Below are 15,262 nucleotides of genomic sequence, written 5' to 3'. Positions count from 1 at the left end.
CAATGCGTGGATGGCTCAAACGGTGGCGCGCGGGGGCAGTTTGGCTCGATCTTGCGCGTTATGTGCACAGATCGGGTCGGCATTGTGGCTGGTTGTGGCTGTCGGAGGCCGAGATGGCGCAGCGTGGCGACAGGGGCGGGATGCCGATTGGTCTACCGTGTTCATGACAAGTGTGGCCGTGGCCGGAACGGCGTCCGTTGGCTTGATGACGACAGGCCGGCCGGGCGGTGAATGCCCGGTGGATTTACCGAAGTCGTCGCGGGATGGCGCCCGATGTGATTCCGCCCGTACCGGATGCTTCGGACGCCGCGGGGCGGAAGCGCGACGGCCGCCCCGCCGCCGCCCTTTCGCCTCCGACGAACCCGGGGCGGGCTTAGTCCGTACGGGAATCGGAACGCGTATCCGGGCGTGGCTCCGCACCCGGATCGGCGCCCGCCGCCGTACCCGAATCCGTGCTCAGCGGACGGGCGGCGACCGTGGCGGTGAACAGTTCTTCGCCGTTCTGGTGCGCCGTGACGCGCGTGTGGACAAGACCGGAGGCGTCCGTACGCGGCGGGGTGCCGGACGGGAATTCGGCCGCGAATCCGTTCGGCGAATCCCCGGTTCGAGCGCCGGAATCCGGCTGCCCCAGCACCTTTGCCGTTATCCAGCACGGTGTGTCCAATTCCGCGTACCGCGCGAAGACGGTGCGCAGGCCGACGGGTATGACCTGAATTGGGTGCAGTGCCGCGTGCACTGCCTGGTGCGCGGCCTCCAACAGCAGCATTCCGGGCGCATGGTCGACCGGGTGATCGAAAATGACCGGGTGCGTGGTGTCCGTACGCAACTGCCAGCGGTCGCGGGTATCGGTGGGCGAAAGCATCACACTTTCGAACTGATCGCGTGCCACGCGCTGCGGCGAGATCGGCGGCGGCAGCGGCACGGCGCGGGCCATGGCCTCGCGGGCGTCGCCGTATTCTCCGCGGAGGCGGCGGTAGACGGCCGGGGCGTGGCTGGTGAAGCGGGCGACCGCGGTGCCGAGCCGGGCGCCGTTCCGTGTCGCCTCGACATCCATGGTCAGTGCACTCAAAGTGCCCTTGCGGCGTTTGATGTCGGAGCAGCCGATGCGTAGTTCGATCTCGGTGGGGGCAGTCTCGGTACGCAGTGCGTCAGGGTCCAGCGAATAGGTGAAGTGGTCCCAGATCAGTTGGTGACCGAACGGCACGTTGTAAGCGAGGTGCGAGAGCAGCGGAATGGTCTGCCGGATCGTCTCCACGAGCAGGAGCGGGTCGTGCAGCCGGTTTCTCGAAGAGTAGAACGTATGGGTCCGCGGCCATTCCGCGGTCACGACATGGACGTCCGGGGCCGACTCGTGCCAACTGGTGAGCAGTACTTCGGAAAGCGCCTGCTTGTGTACATACTCCTTCGGCACGGTCGTTGTCAGCGTGTGCGGGGACAGGCCGGCAGCAGCAGGAGCGGGAAACGTCGGAAGCTGGCCGGTGGTGCTCATGCGGGTATCCCCCTGAGGAGTGTCTGCAGGTCCGGTCCGTTGCGGCCCGATGTGGTCCGCCGGTAACCCTCACGGGTGGTCCGCTACGTACCAACACGGGCCGCTTTGAGGCCGGTTAAGCCTCGCAGCGTGAGAGCCTCGGCTTTCATAAAATAAATAGTATTCGTTTTGTTTGTCGAGGGAGCTGATGCGGTCCATGCAGGAGCGTGCGGTCAGGACACGTGAGGTCATCCTCCGGGCGGCCGCCGAGGTGTTCGACGAGTTCGGGTTCAGCGGCGCGAGTATCAGCAAGATCATGAAGCGTGCGGGGGTGACACAGGGCGGGATGTACTTCCACTTCCCGTCCAAGGAGGCGCTGGCCCAGGCCGTGATGATCGAGCAGGGCGGCGGCCTGGAGCTGCCCCCGGGGGAGGACGGACTCCAGCGCCTGGTCGACATCACGCTGTACCTGGCAGGCGAGCTCCAGACCAACCCGACGCTGCGTGCCGGGGTACGGCTCGCGGTCGAGCAGGGCGAATTCGGCGTCCAGGACGACTCCGCCTACCGCGCCTGGGCCGACGAGTTCGCCGGCCAGCTGCGCGCCGCACGCGAGAAGGGCGAGCTGCTCCCCGACGTGAACGTGGACGAGCTGTCCTGGGTACTGGTCAGCGCTTACACCGGCACCCAGCTCTTCTCGCAGATCTCCTCCGGCCGCACCGACCTGCACCAGCGCGTGGTCTCCCTCTGGCGCTACCTGCTGCCGGGCGTCGCGGAACCCGCCGTCAGGCCCCACATGAGCTTCAAGGCGGGCCAGGGGAAGGCGGCGGCATGAACGCACCGCGGACGCGCCCCCGGCGCGTGGTGGTCACCGGGGCGACCGGATTCATCGGCTCCGCGGTGCTGCGTGAGCTCCTGGGTACGGGCACGGGTCCGCGTACGGGCACGGGTCTGCGTACGGGCACGGGTCCGCGTACGGGCACGGGTCCGCGTACGGACGTCGGTTCCCCCGCGGGTGTCGAGCTGCGCGCCGTATCGCGCAAGCCCCCCGTAACCGACCCGGCAACCGACCCGGCAACCGACCCGGCAACCGATCCGGCAACCGACCCGGCAAGCGACGACGCTCCCGCGCCCTCTCCCACCCCCGCTCCCGGCCCCGCCCCTGCCCCCGCCCTCCAATGGTTCCCCGCCGACCTCTCCGACCCCGCCTCCCTGCGCGGCGTCTGTGACGGCGCCGACGTCCTGCTCCACCTCGCCTCCCACATCGGCCGGGACGCGGACGAGTGCGAGCGGGTCAACGTGCGCGGCACCCAAGCCCTGGTCGACGAGGCGGTACGCGCCGGGGTCGGCCGCGTCGTACTCCTCTCCACGGCCGCCGTGTACGGCGCAGGACCGCACACCGGCATCGACGTGGACGAGATCACGCCCGCCCCGGTCTCCGCCGCCAGCCGCACCCGGCTCGGCGCGGAGCGGCCGGTCCTGGAGGCGGGCGGCACGGTGCTGCGGCCGGGCCTGGTGCTCGGCGCGGGGGACCGCTGGGTCGTCCCGGCGCTGGCCGAACTCCTCGACCGGGTGCCGGCGCGCTGGGACGGCGGGCGCGGCCTGCTGTCCGTCGTGGCGGTCGACGACCTGGCCCGCCTGTTCGCACGGCTGGCCCTCGCCCCGCACGGCATCCCCGCGGGCGTGCACCACGCCAGCCACCCCACCCCCGTACGCAACGGGGACCTCATGGACACCCTGATCGCCCACGGAGTGTTCGCCCCGGTCGCGGACCCGCCCGACCTATCCGACCTTTCCGATCTGTCCGGCCTGCCTGACCTGTCCTGGGAGGAATGCCTCGCGCGCCTGCGCGACCGCCCCGGCCGCGTGAGCGAGCGCCAGTTCGCCCTGCTGGCCAGTGACCACTGGTACCGCAGCGACGGGATATGGGCGGCGGCGGGCTGCGAACCGGGCCCGGCCCCCCTCGTACGAGTGGCGGAGGCGGCCGACTGGTACCGGAACCACCTGGCGGCACGCCGGGCCTTCTGAGCCCCGCGCGCCGCCTGGCGAATCCCGCCTCACAGTTCCCGTCTGACGGATCAGGACACGAAGCGCACAGTGGCCAGCGTCTGCTCGTCCGGTTCGTCCGCCAGGACGCGGTACGCGTGCGCGGCGGAGGTGAGGGTCATGTGGTGGTGCCAGCCCGGGTAGGAGCGGCCCTCGAAGTCGTACAGGCCGAAGTCCGCCTCCAGGGCGCGCAGGGTGGCCGTGGGCAGCTGGTGCAGCCGGGCGAGGCCGAGGAGCTGGCCCATGCGGCGGTGCGCCATGTTGGTGAGCCAGACCCGGGCCGGGCGGCCGGGGCCCGGCTCGGTGAAGGCGCGGTAGGTGTGGTGTGAGTTGGGCAGGCGTACGGGCGTGGGCGCGGACTGGAGCAGCCGCGGCCGGGCGCCCGGGTCGCCGGGCATGCCGGGTGTGGCCGGGGTGGCCAGGGCGGTGGCGGGCGGTACGGCGATGACGAAGTCGCGCCCCTGGCGGGCCAGCGCCTCGATCAGCCGCACGGAGTCGGAGTACTCGCTCAGGTCCGCCACGACGGGCGCCGGCGGGCAGGACGTACGGGCGGCCTGCGTCTCGACGAGGTCGAGCGCGTGCGCCCACATCGGGCGGGGGCCGTGGGCCTCCGGGGCCGGTATGCGGTTGCGGCGCAGCAGTTCCGGGTCCTCGACCCACTGCGGGGGCAGGAACAGCCGCCAGTCGACGGACACGGCCGTGCTGCCGCCGCAGTCGCCGGAGGCGGCGGCCGCCGCGGCGGTGGCGGGGGTCGCGGGCGCCTCGCCCACCGGCAGGAACATGCCCATGGCGAGCTGGCAGCTGACGGTGCGTCCGGCCGAGGAGCAGAAGCGGCGGTGTACGCCCACGGAGTGGCCGCCGCGCTTGGGCAGCACCGCGGGGGCGAGGATCCACGCCCGGGGCGGGGTCGTCGCTTCCGCCCGGCGTACGAGTTCGCGCCGCACCGGGCCCCAGTCCCAGGGGCTGGCGTTGAGGAACTGGTGCAGCGACTGCGAGGCGGTGGGCGAGTCGGAGACGGCGGCGGCCAGCCGGCGTACGGACTTCTTGCCTTCGGTGGTCAGCAGGGCCAGCAGGTAGGAGTGGGCCCAGCGGCGCTGGTCGGTGCGCGGCAGGTGGCCGAAGAGGGCGTCGGCGAAGGCGGGGAAGTCGCCGGTGGCGAGGGCGTCGGCGCGCTCGGCGGCGGTCGCGTGATCCGTACAGACCCCGGCATTTTTGCCGTTCCTACTGGCGCGGGCACGGTGAGACCTGGTGGACTGTGGAGTCCGGCTGGTCCCGTTGGTCGCGCCGGTCCGGTTGGTCCCGGTGGTCCGCTTGGTTCCGCTGGGTCCGCTGGGTCCGCTGGGTCCGCCAGGTCCGCTGGGGAAGGACTCGGCCGAGACGCCCGACAGGTCGTGGACGCCGGACTTGTCGGATGTGCGGAAGGCTGAGAAGGGGTGGCCGGAGGGGAGGGACGTGGAGAGGGAGCGGGCGGGGGTGTGGGTAGCCGGATGTGCGGTTTCTGTCGTCATGAGTGCGTTTCCTCCCGTGGTCATCCCGTGTATCGGGCGCCGACCAGCAAAGAATAAAGAACGATCGTTTTTTTTGCGACCCCGCGAGGTCGGAGACTGTTTTGGCCGTATCACCACGCGAGTCCGGGCAGAGGAGCGGGCGCCGCTCGACGGTCGGCGCGAGCGTCCGTTAGGGGCCGGCGCGGACGCGGGCCGGGGCCGGTACGGGCGCCGGTGCGGCGCGGGCCGCAAGGGGCCCGGATTCCGCTTCGGGAACCGGCTCAAGACCCCCCTTGACCGATCCTGGTTCCCATACTGATCAAGTCTCCGCCAACTGCCGCCGCCGCGGTGCGGCCCGCCAAACCCGGCTCTAGCATGGGCGGTTGGGTGTCACCAATACGGCGCTGGCAACCGAGGGCGATCACCGAGGCGGGACAATGGCGCGACAGGACCGAGCTGAGCGGACGCGCCGGGCCCTGCTGCGGGCGGCCTCCGACGAATTTGCCGAAAAGGGGTACGCGGGCGCCTCGCTGGCCCGCATCAGCGCCGCCGCCGAGGTCACGATCGGCGCCCTCACGTTCCACTTCGCCTCCAAGGCCACGCTCGCCGACGCCGTCAGGGACGCCGGCTGCGCGCTGACGCGCAGCGCCCTGGCCTCCCTCATGGCGGTGAGCCGGTGCACCGGCGCGTCCGGGCACGGCGAGTTACGGCGGGTCGTCACCTTCACGCGCACGCTGGCGCGCTTGCTCGAAGAGGAGCCGGCCGTACGGGCCGCCGCGCGTCTTGCCTGGGATTTCCCGGCCGACGGCAACACCTGGTACGCGATGTGGCGGCCGTCCCTCGGCGACCTTGTCGAGCGGGCGCGCCCCGACTTCGCCGACTGGACGACCGCCGAAGCCGTCACCGCCACGGCGGTCTCCGTGGTGACCGGCGCGGAGTTCGCCGCCCGTATCGGCGCGCCGCGCGGTGCCGACGCGGGGCTGTCGCCGTGGGACCACGTGGACCGCGTGTGGGGCCTGGTGCTCGGAGCGCGGCCGCCGGTCACGCTGGGCGGCGACGAGAACCCGGTGGGCGCGGGGACGTTGTAACGGGCGGAGCGGGGCGGGACGGGGCGGGACGGGACCGGGCGGGGCAAAGCGGGGCGGGGCGGGGCTCGGTGCGCGCCCCGGACGGCGGTCGGGGCAGTCGGTCGGCGTCGAGGCAGTCGGTCGGCCGCGGGGGTAACTGGTCGGCCGTCAGGGCAACTGGTCGGTCACCGGGGCGACTGGTCGGCGCAAATCCGCACGCAACCGCCCATCCGCCCTCTTTCGACTTCGCGAAGTCGTCTGCGATCCACCCCCCGACCACAAAAACATAGCGAACATTCTTTATCGTCCCTGCTGACAGCCAGTCAGTCGGCCGACGCAACCGACCCGTCTCCCCGGGGGCAGTCCTTGTCCGTGCCCGCCCGCCCCGCCGCCTTCCCGCCGCCTCTCCCCGGGCGGCCGGCCAGCACCCAGGAGGCGTGGATCGAGGACCTGTGCAGACACCTGTTCGTGTCCTTCAACAGGGCCGACCACCACCTCAAGGGCGAGCAGTACCTGCGCGGGCTGCTCACCACGCCCGGCCGCAAGTCGATCCGCAACATCGCCCGGTCGCTGGACGACACCGGCGCCGCCCAGCGCCTGCACCACTTCATCTGCAACGCCCCGTGGTGCTGGCGCGCCGTCCGCGAGGCCCTGGCGGACTATCTGGTGGAGCGCGCGCAGCCCCGCTCGTGGGTCGTACGCCCGATGCTCATCCCCAAGACCGGCACGAACTCGGTCGGCGTCCACCGCCGCTTCGTCCCGGCCACGGGACAGCTGGTCAACGGGCAGCTCGCGTACGGCCTCTGGTACGCGGGCCACGGCCTGGACGTCCCGGTCGACTGGCGCCTGCACCTGCCCGCACCGGACACCGACACCGCCAGTGCGTCCGCCCCCGGCGGTGACAGTGGCGGTGACGGCGGCGGCAGCGGTGGTGACGGCAGTGGTGACGGCGGTGGCCTGGCCCAACTCCTGGAACTCGCGCGGCGCGCCGGGAGTTCCACTCCCGTGGTCTGGGACAGCCAGCTGCACCGCGCCGAGACCGTCCTCGGCGCGCTCGCGCCGGCCGGCCTGCCCGTGATGGTCAGGATTCCCGGCTCCGTGGCGCTCGTGCTGGTGGACCGCACCGGGCGGCCCTCGCACCGGGGCGCCCTCCCGGCCCAGCGCATCCTGGCCTCGCAGGAACGGTTCGGCCTGCCGGTCCGCAACGTCGCCCCCGGCGTACGGGCCCTGGCCGCCCGCGTCACTCTGGCACGCACCGGCGGCGGCACCACCGAGATCCCCGACGGCGGCGAGCTGCTGCTCTACGCCCAGCGGCACGACGACCACGAGGGGCACGGCACGGGCGACCGCGCGGACTTCTGGCTGACCACGCCGGCCGGGGCGTCCCCGGCCGACCTCCACCGGCTCACCAGGGCCGCCGCACGCGTGGCCGGTGACAGCGCCCGCGTCGGCGGCCGTACGGGGCTGCGCGACTTCGAGGGACGGTCGTTCGCCGGCTGGCACCGCCACATGACGCTGGCCTCCGTCGCGTACGCGGTCGAGTCGCTCACCGCGCTGGACGCCGCCCGCCCGGCCGGGGACCCGTGTCCGCCGTCGCGCCAGCGGCCGTATCCGTACGCGTACGGATACCCGCCGCCGCGCCGTGCGCCCCGTAGGCGCGTCGGCGGGCCGCCCCTCACCCTCGCGAGGTGACGGGCGGCCGCGTACGCCGGTGACGGCGCGTCATGTGTGGGCCGGCGTGGCCCGGTGTGGCCCGGTGCGCCTCAGCCGCCGAACGTCCAGCTCAGCGAGCCGTCGGCGGTGGCCAGCGTGGCCAGGATGATCAGGTCGACCGCGCCGAGCGCCATGCCCAGGACGGCACGGAAGCGCCGGGTGGTGTGCCGCGCCAGGGCCAGCGCACCGAGTACGAGGGCGCAGGGGCCGAGGACGACGTTGGCGACCAGGGTGCCGACGAGGCCGAGCACGAACGCGGCCACGGCCATGCCGTCCGCCTGCCCGCGCGGCGTGCCGCGGCGCGGCGTGGCGGCGGTCTTGGCGTCCGGCTCGGTGGCGGTTCCGGTGCCTCGGGTGTCGGTGTCGTCTTCGTGGTCGGTGATGAGGGTGGTCATCGGGACGCTCCCTCGGTCTCGTTGGTGTGGTGGCGGCGCTCGCGGATGAAGAAGACGAGCAGCCAGCAACCGATGGCCACTGCCGCGATGATCGTGACGGGGACCGGGAGGTGTGCCGCGGTACCCACCAGAACCCCCAGCAGGAGGAGGGCTGCGACAAGGAAGAGCATGATCTGCCTTTCCATTTCGGAGGACAGTTGTTCACTCAGGTTCCCACTGTAGGGGTGGAGAAACTGAGAGAACAGTTGTTTACTGGATGACATGAGTCACAGCCACACCGCCGGGGCCCGGCAGGCCCAGAAGGAGCGCACCCGGCAGGCCCTGCTCGACGCGGCACTCGGCCTGCTGGCGGAACAGAGCCTGAGCAGCCTGGGGTTGCGCGAGGTCACAAGGGCGGTCGGCGTCGCGCCCACGGCCTTCTACCGGCACTTCCGCGACCTCGGCGAACTCGGAGTCGCCCTGGTCAAGGAGTCGTTGGCCAGCCTCCACGCGACGGTCCGCGCCGTCCTCGCCGAACAGGCCGGCGCCGAGGAGCGGATCGACCACACGGTGGCGGTCGTCGAACGGTACGTACGCGAACACCCCGCGCACGTCCGCTTCGTCGCGCGCGAACGGCACGGCGGTGTACGGGCCGTACGGCAGGCCATAGCGGACGAACTGGATCGGTTCGCGACGGAGGTCGCAGCCGCACTCAAGTCCCAGCCGGTGTCGGAGGGCTGGAGCGACGACGACGTACGGATGCTGGCGGAGCTGTACGTCGACCGCCTCGTGATGACGGCCTCCGCGTTCCTCGACGTCAGCGACGGGGGTGACCTGGACACGGAGCGCTGGCACGCGGTCGCCCGCACCGCGCGGCGCCAACTGCACCTCATCAGCGTCGGCCGCCAACACTGGCGCGACGCCGCTTCCTGATCTGACCGCCTGTGTCTGCGGCTGATCAATAAGGTGCGCATCTACGTCATTTGGCTCAATTGTCAGTGGGTGGGTCTAGCGTTTGCCGTGGGTCAACTACGCGGGTAGCGGGAGGCGGACGCGGTGACGAACGAGAATTCCCAACCACCGATGGCGTGGCGGTACTGCGGCAATCAGATCAAGCTGTGGCGCGCCCACGCTCAGGTAAGTCGCGAGGGTTTGGCCGAGGAGGCCGGCTACGCGGCGGAGTACGTGAAGTCGATGGAACAAGGTCGGCGGAAGCCGACGATTCATCTACTCAAAGTCGCGGATCAGATGTGTGGTGCGCATGGCATGCTGACGGCGGCGGAGGAGTACCTGCAGCCAGAGAAGTTCGCGTCGTACTCGGCGGATTACATGCGGTACGAACTCGACGCGGTTGCCCTGCACTTCTACCAGGCCAGCCTGGTGCCGGGGCTGCTCCAGACCGAGGCGTACGCGCGGCACCTGATCCAGGGGTGCTGGCCTCCGCTGGACGAGGAGACGATCGAGCGCCGGGTCGCGGCACGTATGGAGCGTCAAGCTCTGCTGGACAAGGCCACCAGGTCTTTCAGTTTCGTGATCAGCGAGCGAGTGCTGCACTGTGCCTACGAGGGGAACGAGGCGCACAAGGCACAACTGGTCCGCCTGCTGGAAGTTGGCGCGCAGCGCAACGTGGCTGTTCAGGTTCTGCTCGACTGCGACATGGTCAATGCCGGGCTGCATGGTCCGTTCGTCTTGTTGGAGACGAGCCAGCATGAGCGCCTTGCCTATGTGGAGGTGCACTTGGGCGGCCTGATCTACGCTGAGCCGGAGAAGGTCGCCGTTATGCGCCAGCGGTACGACAAGCTCCTCCAGCAAGCGCTTAGCCCGAGTGAATCGGCGCGGTTCATCGAGAAGTTGGTGGGGACTCTGTGAGTGACATGGTGTGGTGCAAGTCGAGCTATAGCGACGAGGCCGGTGGTGAGTGTGTCGAGATAGCCACCTGCCCGCAGGCTATTTACGTGCGGGATTCGAAGGACCCGCAGGGTCCCCGGCTGGTGTTCGGGGGCGACGCCTGGGCCGCGTTCCTTCCGTACGCCCCGTACGCCGGCGCTTGTGGCGGGTCTGCCACCCCGGCGTGAGGGGGTAGCAGGCCAGGCCCAGGAGGGCGGCTGTGAAGTGGCCGATGTCGGTGAAGGTGAGGCTGCCGAAGAGGGGGACCGCGTAGAAGGCGAGGACGGCCGCCGCGTACATGTATCGCACGGGGCGCCAGGGGATGCGGTAGGTGAGGACGGCGACGACGCCGGCGAGGGCGTAGCTGACGCCGACGTCCAGCGTGTTCACGGCGGAGTGCGATGCCGCGCCCGTGTGGATGGCGAGCGCGAGTATGCCCTCGCTCAGGTAGGTGGCGCCGATGTGGGCGACGCCCAGGACCGCGAGCCAGCGGCGGGTGCCGAGCCAGCGTTCGGCCGGTACGTGGAAGACGTTGAAGGCGACGAAGTAGAGCGGCCAGCCGCCGCCGTCCAGCCACAGGGCGCTGGTGAGCAGGACCCGGCCGGGTGACAGCAGCAGGTTGTGGATGTTGGTGGAGCGGCGTTGCAGGACGTCTTCCAAGGTGTCCGGCGCGAGCTGGTGCATGATCACCGACGTACCGAAGAGAATCGCGAGCCAGATGAATGTGCCGGGGGCCCGGCATACGTACGACCGGATCGCGCGGGGTAGTGCGGCCGGGCGGAACGAAGCCTTCATGAAGTCTGTATACCGGCCCCCGTTCCGGTCGGCGCCTGTGACGCAGGGCACAGCCGTGGGTGAAATAACCGGGGAGGCCGTCCCCGTTTAACCAGACGTCCCACTGAAGCGGAGAGAGATTCCCCGCTTCGCCGAAGCCGTCTTCCGGTTTCGTGAACGATTACGCCACGACGCGACGACGATCGCGACGATGAGAGGAACGTGCCGCCATGACCGCCACCCGTACCCGCCCCAGCGGCGCAGCGACCCCGCAGCACCGGCTGCGCGCGGACGCCGTGCGCAACAGGGAGCGGATCATCGGGGCGGCCCGTGAGGCGATGGTCGAGTTCGGGGCCGACATCCCGCTCGATGAAATCGCTCGACGTGCCGGGGTCGGCAATGCGACGCTCTACCGTCACTTTCCGGATCGCCTGGAGCTGATCCACCACGTAACGCTCTCCGTCATGGACCGCACAGCGGACAAGGCGGAGTGTGCGCTCACCGAGGAGCCCGATGCTTTCCAAGCGCTGAGGCGCTTCGTCTTCGCCGCGGTCGAGGAGCGGATCGGTGCCCTGTGCCCGCTGCTCTCGGACGGCGTCGACAAGGACCACCCCGACCTGCTCGCAGCGCGCGAACGCCTGGAGGGGGCCGTCGAGGCCCTGATGGGTGCCGCGCGCGACAGCGGCCAGCTGCGTACCGACATCGCCGTCGGTGACCTGATGGTCGCACTCACTCAGCTGACGCGACCGCTGCCTGGATCCGGTTGTACCGACTTCGACCGGTTCGTGTATCGGCACCTGCTGCTGTTCCTGGACGGCTTGCGGGCGCCCGCGCGTTCGGAACTGCCCGGCGCCGCGGCGACGCTGGAGGACCTCCGGCACGCCTAGCGGCCCGTACGGGCAGCACCTTCCGTACGGGCGACACCTTCCGTGCGGCAGCACCTTCCGTACGGCAAAAACTTCCGTGCGGCGGAAACTTCGGCGCCCTGTGACCGACTAACAGGCTGCGGGGCGCCGGTCCCGCCGTGCCGGGCGACGTCACGTGGCCGTGGCCACGGCCGTACGCCCGGACGTACACGCATCCGCTCAACACCTGATCAACACGTACTCAACACCAGCTCAACACCACATCGGCACCGCATTTCCACATAACGGCACCACGCTCACCACGCTCAGCCTTACCCACGTCCCGTTTTCTTCGCTTACGTACCACTAGGTGGACCCGCCCATGTCTGAATCGGCCACGTACGTCGATCCCCGGCGCTGGAAAGCGCTCATATTCATCGCCTTGGCGCAGCTCATGGTCGTGCTCGACGCGACGATCGTGAACATCGCCCTGCCCTCCGCCCAACAGGACCTCGGTATTTCCGACGCCAACCGGCAGTGGGTCATCACGGCGTACGCCCTCGCGTTCGGCGGCCTGCTGCTGTTCGGCGGGCGGATCGCCGACCTGTGGGGCCGCAAGCGGACCTTCGTCATCGGTCTGGTCGGCTTCGCGGTGGCCTCCGCCCTCGGCGGCGCCGCCGCCAACGAGGGTGTCCTGCTCGGCGCCCGTGCCCTCCAGGGCGTCTTCGGCGCGCTGCTGGCGCCGGCCGCGCTGTCCCTGCTCGCGGTGACGTTCACCGAGGCGCGGGAGCGGGCCAAGGCGTTCGGCATCTTCGGTGCCATCGCCGGTGGCGGCGGCGCCGTGGGCCTGATCCTCGGCGGCGTGCTGACCGAGTACATGAACTGGCGCTGGACCTTCTTCGTCAACATCCCGTTCGCCGTGGTCGCCGCGGTCGGCGCGCTGCTGGTGATCCGCGAGCCCGCGGGCAGCCGCAACCCGTCCCGCCTGGACGTGCCCGGCGTCATCCTGGCCACCCTCGGCCTGGTCTCCCTGGTGTACGGCTTCACCCGCGCCGAGTCCGACGGCTGGGGCGCCGGCATGACGATCGGCCTGTTCGTGGCCGCCGCCGTGCTGCTCGCGGCGTTCGTGCTGGTCGAGTCGAAGGTCAAGTCCCCGCTGCTGCCGCTGCGGGTGCTCACCGACCGCAACCGGGCGGGCGTCTACGCCTCGCTGGGCCTGGCCGTGATCGGCATGTTCGGTCTCTTCCTGTTCCTGACCTACTACATGCAGATCGTGAAGGGCTACACGCCGGTCACGACCGGTCTGGCCTTCCTCCCGATGATCGTGGGCATGATCACCGGCTCGACGCAGATCGGCGCCCGGCTGATGACCCGCGTACGGCCGCGGCTGCTGATGGCCCCGGGCTTCCTGCTCGCCGCCGTCGGCATGCTGATCCTGACCCAGATCGACCTGGACACGTCCTACCCGGCGCTGATCCTGCCCGCGTTCCTGCTGCTCGGCCTCGGCATGGGTACGGCCTTCATGCCGGCCATGTCGCTGGCCACGCACGGCGTGCAGCCGCGCGACGCGGGCGTCGCCTCGGCGATGGTCAACACCTCGCAGCAGGTGGGCGGCGCGATCGGCACCGCCCTGCTGAACACCATCGCGGCCAGCGCCACCACGGCGTACGCCACCTCCCACGCGACGGGAGCGGCCTCGCTGCCGCAGCTCAAGCTGGAGTCGATGGTGCACGGCTACACCAGCGCGATCTGGTGGGCGGTCGGCATCCTCGTCATCGCCGCCGGTCTCGCGTTCACGCTGATCAACACCGGGCACCAGGGCGGCGGACCGGTCGCCCGCTCCGGTGACGGCGCGGACGCGAGCGCGGACGCCGAGGCGGACGTGCCGATTCCGGTCATGGCGCACTGAGAGTGGCTACGGCGCACTGAGAGTGGCTACGGCGCACTGAGAACGGTCATGACGGACCGGTGCCGATACCGGTCATGACGGGCTGACCCACCGGTTGTGCGGCGCGTACGGACACGTACGCGCCGCACACGCGTGTCCGGACCACGTAGGGCGCCCGGGCCGGCCGCGGTCAGTAGATGGCGGTGCGGTCAGTAGACGATCGACACGATCCGGCAGGCGGCTTCGGCCAGGACACGGTCGCCGTCGACGCGGGCCCGGGCGAAGGCGGCCTCCGGCTGGATGCCGCGGGTGCACAGGCGCCAGGCGGTCTCCGCGTCCAGGTGGACGGCGGCGGCAGGGCGCCCGGTTTGCGGCGCCGCGAGCGACCATCGGCTCCCCGTGGCGGTGGCGGTCCAGGCGCCGCCGGCCGGGCCCTCGACGCTCACCCGGACTTGCGTTCCGGCCGGGGCGTCGACCTGGCGCAGGGTGTGGGGCAGGGCGCGCAGGAAGGTGTCCACGACGACGGACAGCAACCGGGGGTCGGGATCGGTCGCCTGGCCGACGGCGTGGCGGATCTGCTGGCGGTGGGTCCAGAACTCGGTGAGGTCGCGGGCGCTGTCCAGCCACATCGGCGCCGGGTCGGCACCGGCCCAGGACACCCCCAGCGAAGGCGCGTCGGGGTCGGTGGCTTCGAAGAACCGGGCGACCTGGTCACCGACCAGGTCGAGGGTGTCGACGAGCGCGGCGGGGCTGACCCGGCGGCAGGCTTCGACCCACTCCTGGTTGATGCGGTGGATGAACCGTTCCAGCGTCTCGCCCGGCGCGAAGGCGGGCCCGTCCGGGTGCCCGTCGCGGTCACGGGCGAGGCGTCCGTAGAAGTCGCCCAGGAGGTGGGCGGCCAAGTCCCGCACGCTCCAGCCCGGCACCGCTTCCCTGCCCCAGTCGGCGGGCGCCAGGCCGCGCAGCGTGGACATCAGCGCGGCCTGCTCGGGCGCGAACAGCGGGCGGGCGTCGATCGGGGTACCGAGCCAGGAGTGGCCCGGCGTGTCAGTGGGCTGGGCATTCATGGCCCAAGCCTGCCAACCGCAGGCCCGGGTGACGACCGAAATACGCGCGGCCGGGGCCGCCCGCCCCGGCTCCTCAGCGGAGCCAGGGCAGGTCGGCGCCCTGCGGTTGCAGGCCGTCCGCGACCGTACGGCAGATGGCGGCCAGTTGGCCGACCTGCTCGGGGCTGAGCCGGTCGAAGATCGCCGCCCGCACCGCTGCGACATGGCCGGGGGCGGTCTTCTCCAGGACGCGCAGGCCCTCGTCGGTGAGGACGGCGTTCTGGCCGCGTTTGTCCGAGGGGCAGTCCTCGCGCCGGACCCAGCCGCTCTTCTCCAGGCGGGCCACGGCGTGCGAGAGCCGGGACCGGGTGATCTTGGCGTTCTGGGCCAGCTCGGTCATCCGCAGCCGGCGCCGCGGTGCCTGGGAGAGCTGGACGAGCAGCCCGTAGTAGATGTGCGGCATGCCCGCGTCACGCTGGAGCTGGCGGTCGAGGTGGTCCTCCAGGAGCATGGTGGCATGCAGGTACGACTGCCAGGCGTACTGCTCTTCGTCGCTGAGCCAGCGAGGCTCACCTGCGGATTCGTTGCTCATGCCATCCACTGTCTCACCGCTTCCGCATTTCTTGAAGTTTTAACTAAGGGTGATGGGGAGGAAAGGTGCAGGTGAGCT

15 protein-coding genes and 1 pseudogene are annotated in these 15,262 nt (G+C 70.8%); 9 read left to right on the top strand and 7 right to left on the bottom strand.

The window, feature by feature from the left end; translation table 11 throughout:
- Nucleotides 1-373 precede the first annotated feature (373 nt).
- On the bottom strand, nt 374-1,489 hold the full coding sequence (locus ACH4OW_RS28635) for a ScbA/BarX family gamma-butyrolactone biosynthesis protein (protein WP_398030602.1): 1,116 nt from the start codon (nt 1,487-1,489) through the stop codon (nt 374-376).
- A 196-nt stretch (nt 1,490-1,685) separates the two neighbouring features.
- On the opposite strand from ACH4OW_RS28635, the gene ACH4OW_RS28630 reads away from it, so the two are divergent.
- Together ACH4OW_RS28630 and ACH4OW_RS28625 are read left to right on the top strand one after the other, a co-directional pair.
- Nucleotides 1,686-2,300, top strand: coding sequence for a ScbR family autoregulator-binding transcription factor (locus tag ACH4OW_RS28630; RefSeq protein ID WP_398030601.1), 615 nt, complete (start codon nt 1,686-1,688; stop codon nt 2,298-2,300).
- The gene (locus tag ACH4OW_RS28625) at nt 2,297-3,493 is read left to right on the top strand and encodes an NAD-dependent epimerase/dehydratase family protein (RefSeq protein WP_398030600.1); all 1,197 of its coding nucleotides are present in this window, start codon (nt 2,297-2,299) and stop codon (nt 3,491-3,493) included. Before ACH4OW_RS28630 ends, ACH4OW_RS28625 begins: the two co-directional genes overlap by 4 nt.
- 50 nt (nt 3,494-3,543) lie before the next feature.
- Here the strand turns inward: ACH4OW_RS28625 and ACH4OW_RS28620 are convergent, their stop codons facing one another.
- On the bottom strand, nt 3,544-5,019 hold the full coding sequence (locus tag ACH4OW_RS28620; RefSeq protein ID WP_398030599.1) for an IS701 family transposase: 1,476 nt from the start codon (nt 5,017-5,019) through the stop codon (nt 3,544-3,546).
- Between the two features lie 416 nt (nt 5,020-5,435).
- On the opposite strand from ACH4OW_RS28620, the gene ACH4OW_RS28615 reads away from it, so the two are divergent.
- Nucleotides 5,436-6,086: a TetR family transcriptional regulator gene (locus ACH4OW_RS28615; RefSeq protein ID WP_398030598.1), complete on the top strand. Its 651-nt coding sequence runs from the start codon at nt 5,436-5,438 to the stop codon at nt 6,084-6,086.
- A 351-nt stretch (nt 6,087-6,437) separates the two neighbouring features.
- Complete coding sequence (locus ACH4OW_RS28610) at nt 6,438-7,757, top strand: IS701 family transposase (RefSeq protein ID WP_398030635.1); 1,320 nt, start codon at nt 6,438-6,440, stop codon at nt 7,755-7,757.
- 71 nt (nt 7,758-7,828) lie between these two features.
- On the opposite strand, the gene ACH4OW_RS28605 is transcribed toward ACH4OW_RS28610, so the two are convergent.
- Complete coding sequence (locus ACH4OW_RS28605; protein WP_398030597.1) at nt 7,829-8,173, bottom strand: hypothetical protein; 345 nt, start codon at nt 8,171-8,173, stop codon at nt 7,829-7,831.
- Complete coding sequence (locus tag ACH4OW_RS28600; protein WP_360129517.1) at nt 8,170-8,343, bottom strand: hypothetical protein; 174 nt, start codon at nt 8,341-8,343, stop codon at nt 8,170-8,172. The genes ACH4OW_RS28605 and ACH4OW_RS28600 overlap by 4 nt, the downstream gene beginning before the upstream one ends.
- Before the next feature lie 91 nt (nt 8,344-8,434).
- On the opposite strand from ACH4OW_RS28600, the gene ACH4OW_RS28595 reads away from it, so the two are divergent.
- The 3 genes and pseudogenes from ACH4OW_RS28595 to ACH4OW_RS28585 form a co-directional block, all read left to right on the top strand.
- Complete coding sequence (locus ACH4OW_RS28595; protein ID WP_398030596.1) at nt 8,435-9,085, top strand: TetR family transcriptional regulator; 651 nt, start codon at nt 8,435-8,437, stop codon at nt 9,083-9,085.
- 123 nt (nt 9,086-9,208) lie between these two features.
- Nucleotides 9,209-10,021 (top strand): helix-turn-helix domain-containing protein, encoded by an 813-nt coding sequence (locus ACH4OW_RS28590; RefSeq protein ID WP_398030595.1) that lies wholly within the window; start codon nt 9,209-9,211, stop codon nt 10,019-10,021.
- A gap of 5 nt (nt 10,022-10,026) precedes the next feature.
- Nucleotides 10,027-10,116: pseudogene (locus tag ACH4OW_RS28585) on the top strand (DUF397 domain-containing protein); the annotation flags it as partial.
- Here ACH4OW_RS28585 and ACH4OW_RS28580 read toward each other — a convergent pair.
- Complete coding sequence (locus ACH4OW_RS28580; RefSeq protein ID WP_398030594.1) at nt 10,100-10,834, bottom strand: rhomboid-like protein; 735 nt, start codon at nt 10,832-10,834, stop codon at nt 10,100-10,102. The pseudogene ACH4OW_RS28585 and the gene ACH4OW_RS28580 sit on opposite strands and share 17 nt — an antisense overlap.
- A 209-nt stretch (nt 10,835-11,043) precedes the next feature.
- Between ACH4OW_RS28580 and ACH4OW_RS28575 the strand changes: the two genes are divergently transcribed.
- Together ACH4OW_RS28575 and ACH4OW_RS28570 are read left to right on the top strand one after the other, a co-directional pair.
- The gene (locus tag ACH4OW_RS28575) at nt 11,044-11,700 is read left to right on the top strand and encodes a TetR/AcrR family transcriptional regulator (protein WP_398030593.1); all 657 of its coding nucleotides are present in this window, start codon (nt 11,044-11,046) and stop codon (nt 11,698-11,700) included.
- 340 nt (nt 11,701-12,040) lie between these two features.
- Nucleotides 12,041-13,567 (top strand): MFS transporter, encoded by a 1,527-nt coding sequence (locus ACH4OW_RS28570; protein ID WP_360129500.1) that lies wholly within the window; start codon nt 12,041-12,043, stop codon nt 13,565-13,567.
- 188 nt (nt 13,568-13,755) lie between these two features.
- Here the strand turns inward: ACH4OW_RS28570 and ACH4OW_RS28565 are convergent, their stop codons facing one another.
- Together ACH4OW_RS28565 and ACH4OW_RS28560 are read right to left on the bottom strand one after the other, a co-directional pair.
- Entirely contained in the window at nt 13,756-14,613 is an 858-nt protein-coding gene (locus tag ACH4OW_RS28565; RefSeq protein WP_398030592.1) for a maleylpyruvate isomerase family mycothiol-dependent enzyme, read from the bottom strand.
- A gap of 73 nt (nt 14,614-14,686) precedes the next feature.
- Nucleotides 14,687-15,184, bottom strand: a complete 498-nt coding sequence (locus ACH4OW_RS28560; RefSeq protein ID WP_398030591.1) for a MarR family winged helix-turn-helix transcriptional regulator — start codon at nt 15,182-15,184, stop codon at nt 14,687-14,689.
- Between the last annotated feature and the right edge of the window lie 78 nt (nt 15,185-15,262).

This window comes from Streptomyces sp. NPDC017056 (genome assembly GCF_044332485.1).
Taxonomy (GTDB): Bacteria; Actinomycetota; Actinomycetes; order Streptomycetales; family Streptomycetaceae; genus Streptomyces.
The sequence above is the reverse complement of the archived record's forward strand: the minus strand, read 5'-3'. Positions and strand labels throughout refer to the sequence as shown.

Coding starts and splice junctions, on each gene's coding strand:
- ACH4OW_RS28635 (WP_398030602.1), bottom strand. CDS start 1,489: ATGAGCACCACCGGCCAGCTTCCGACGTTTCCCGCTCCTGCTGCTGCC.
- ACH4OW_RS28630 (WP_398030601.1), top strand. CDS start 1,686: ATGCAGGAGCGTGCGGTCAGGACACGTGAGGTCATCCTCCGGGCGGCC.
- ACH4OW_RS28625 (WP_398030600.1), top strand. CDS start 2,297: ATGAACGCACCGCGGACGCGCCCCCGGCGCGTGGTGGTCACCGGGGCG.
- ACH4OW_RS28620 (WP_398030599.1), bottom strand. CDS start 5,019: ATGACGACAGAAACCGCACATCCGGCTACCCACACCCCCGCCCGCTCC.
- ACH4OW_RS28615 (WP_398030598.1), top strand. CDS start 5,436: ATGGCGCGACAGGACCGAGCTGAGCGGACGCGCCGGGCCCTGCTGCGG.
- ACH4OW_RS28605 (WP_398030597.1), bottom strand. CDS start 8,173: ATGACCACCCTCATCACCGACCACGAAGACGACACCGACACCCGAGGC.
- ACH4OW_RS28600 (WP_360129517.1), bottom strand. CDS start 8,343: ATGCTCTTCCTTGTCGCAGCCCTCCTCCTGCTGGGGGTTCTGGTGGGT.
- ACH4OW_RS28595 (WP_398030596.1), top strand. CDS start 8,435: ATGAGTCACAGCCACACCGCCGGGGCCCGGCAGGCCCAGAAGGAGCGC.
- ACH4OW_RS28580 (WP_398030594.1), bottom strand. CDS start 10,834: ATGAAGGCTTCGTTCCGCCCGGCCGCACTACCCCGCGCGATCCGGTCG.
- ACH4OW_RS28575 (WP_398030593.1), top strand. CDS start 11,044: ATGACCGCCACCCGTACCCGCCCCAGCGGCGCAGCGACCCCGCAGCAC.
- ACH4OW_RS28570 (WP_360129500.1), top strand. CDS start 12,041: ATGTCTGAATCGGCCACGTACGTCGATCCCCGGCGCTGGAAAGCGCTC.
- ACH4OW_RS28565 (WP_398030592.1), bottom strand. CDS start 14,613: ATGAATGCCCAGCCCACTGACACGCCGGGCCACTCCTGGCTCGGTACC.
- ACH4OW_RS28560 (WP_398030591.1), bottom strand. CDS start 15,184: ATGAGCAACGAATCCGCAGGTGAGCCTCGCTGGCTCAGCGACGAAGAG.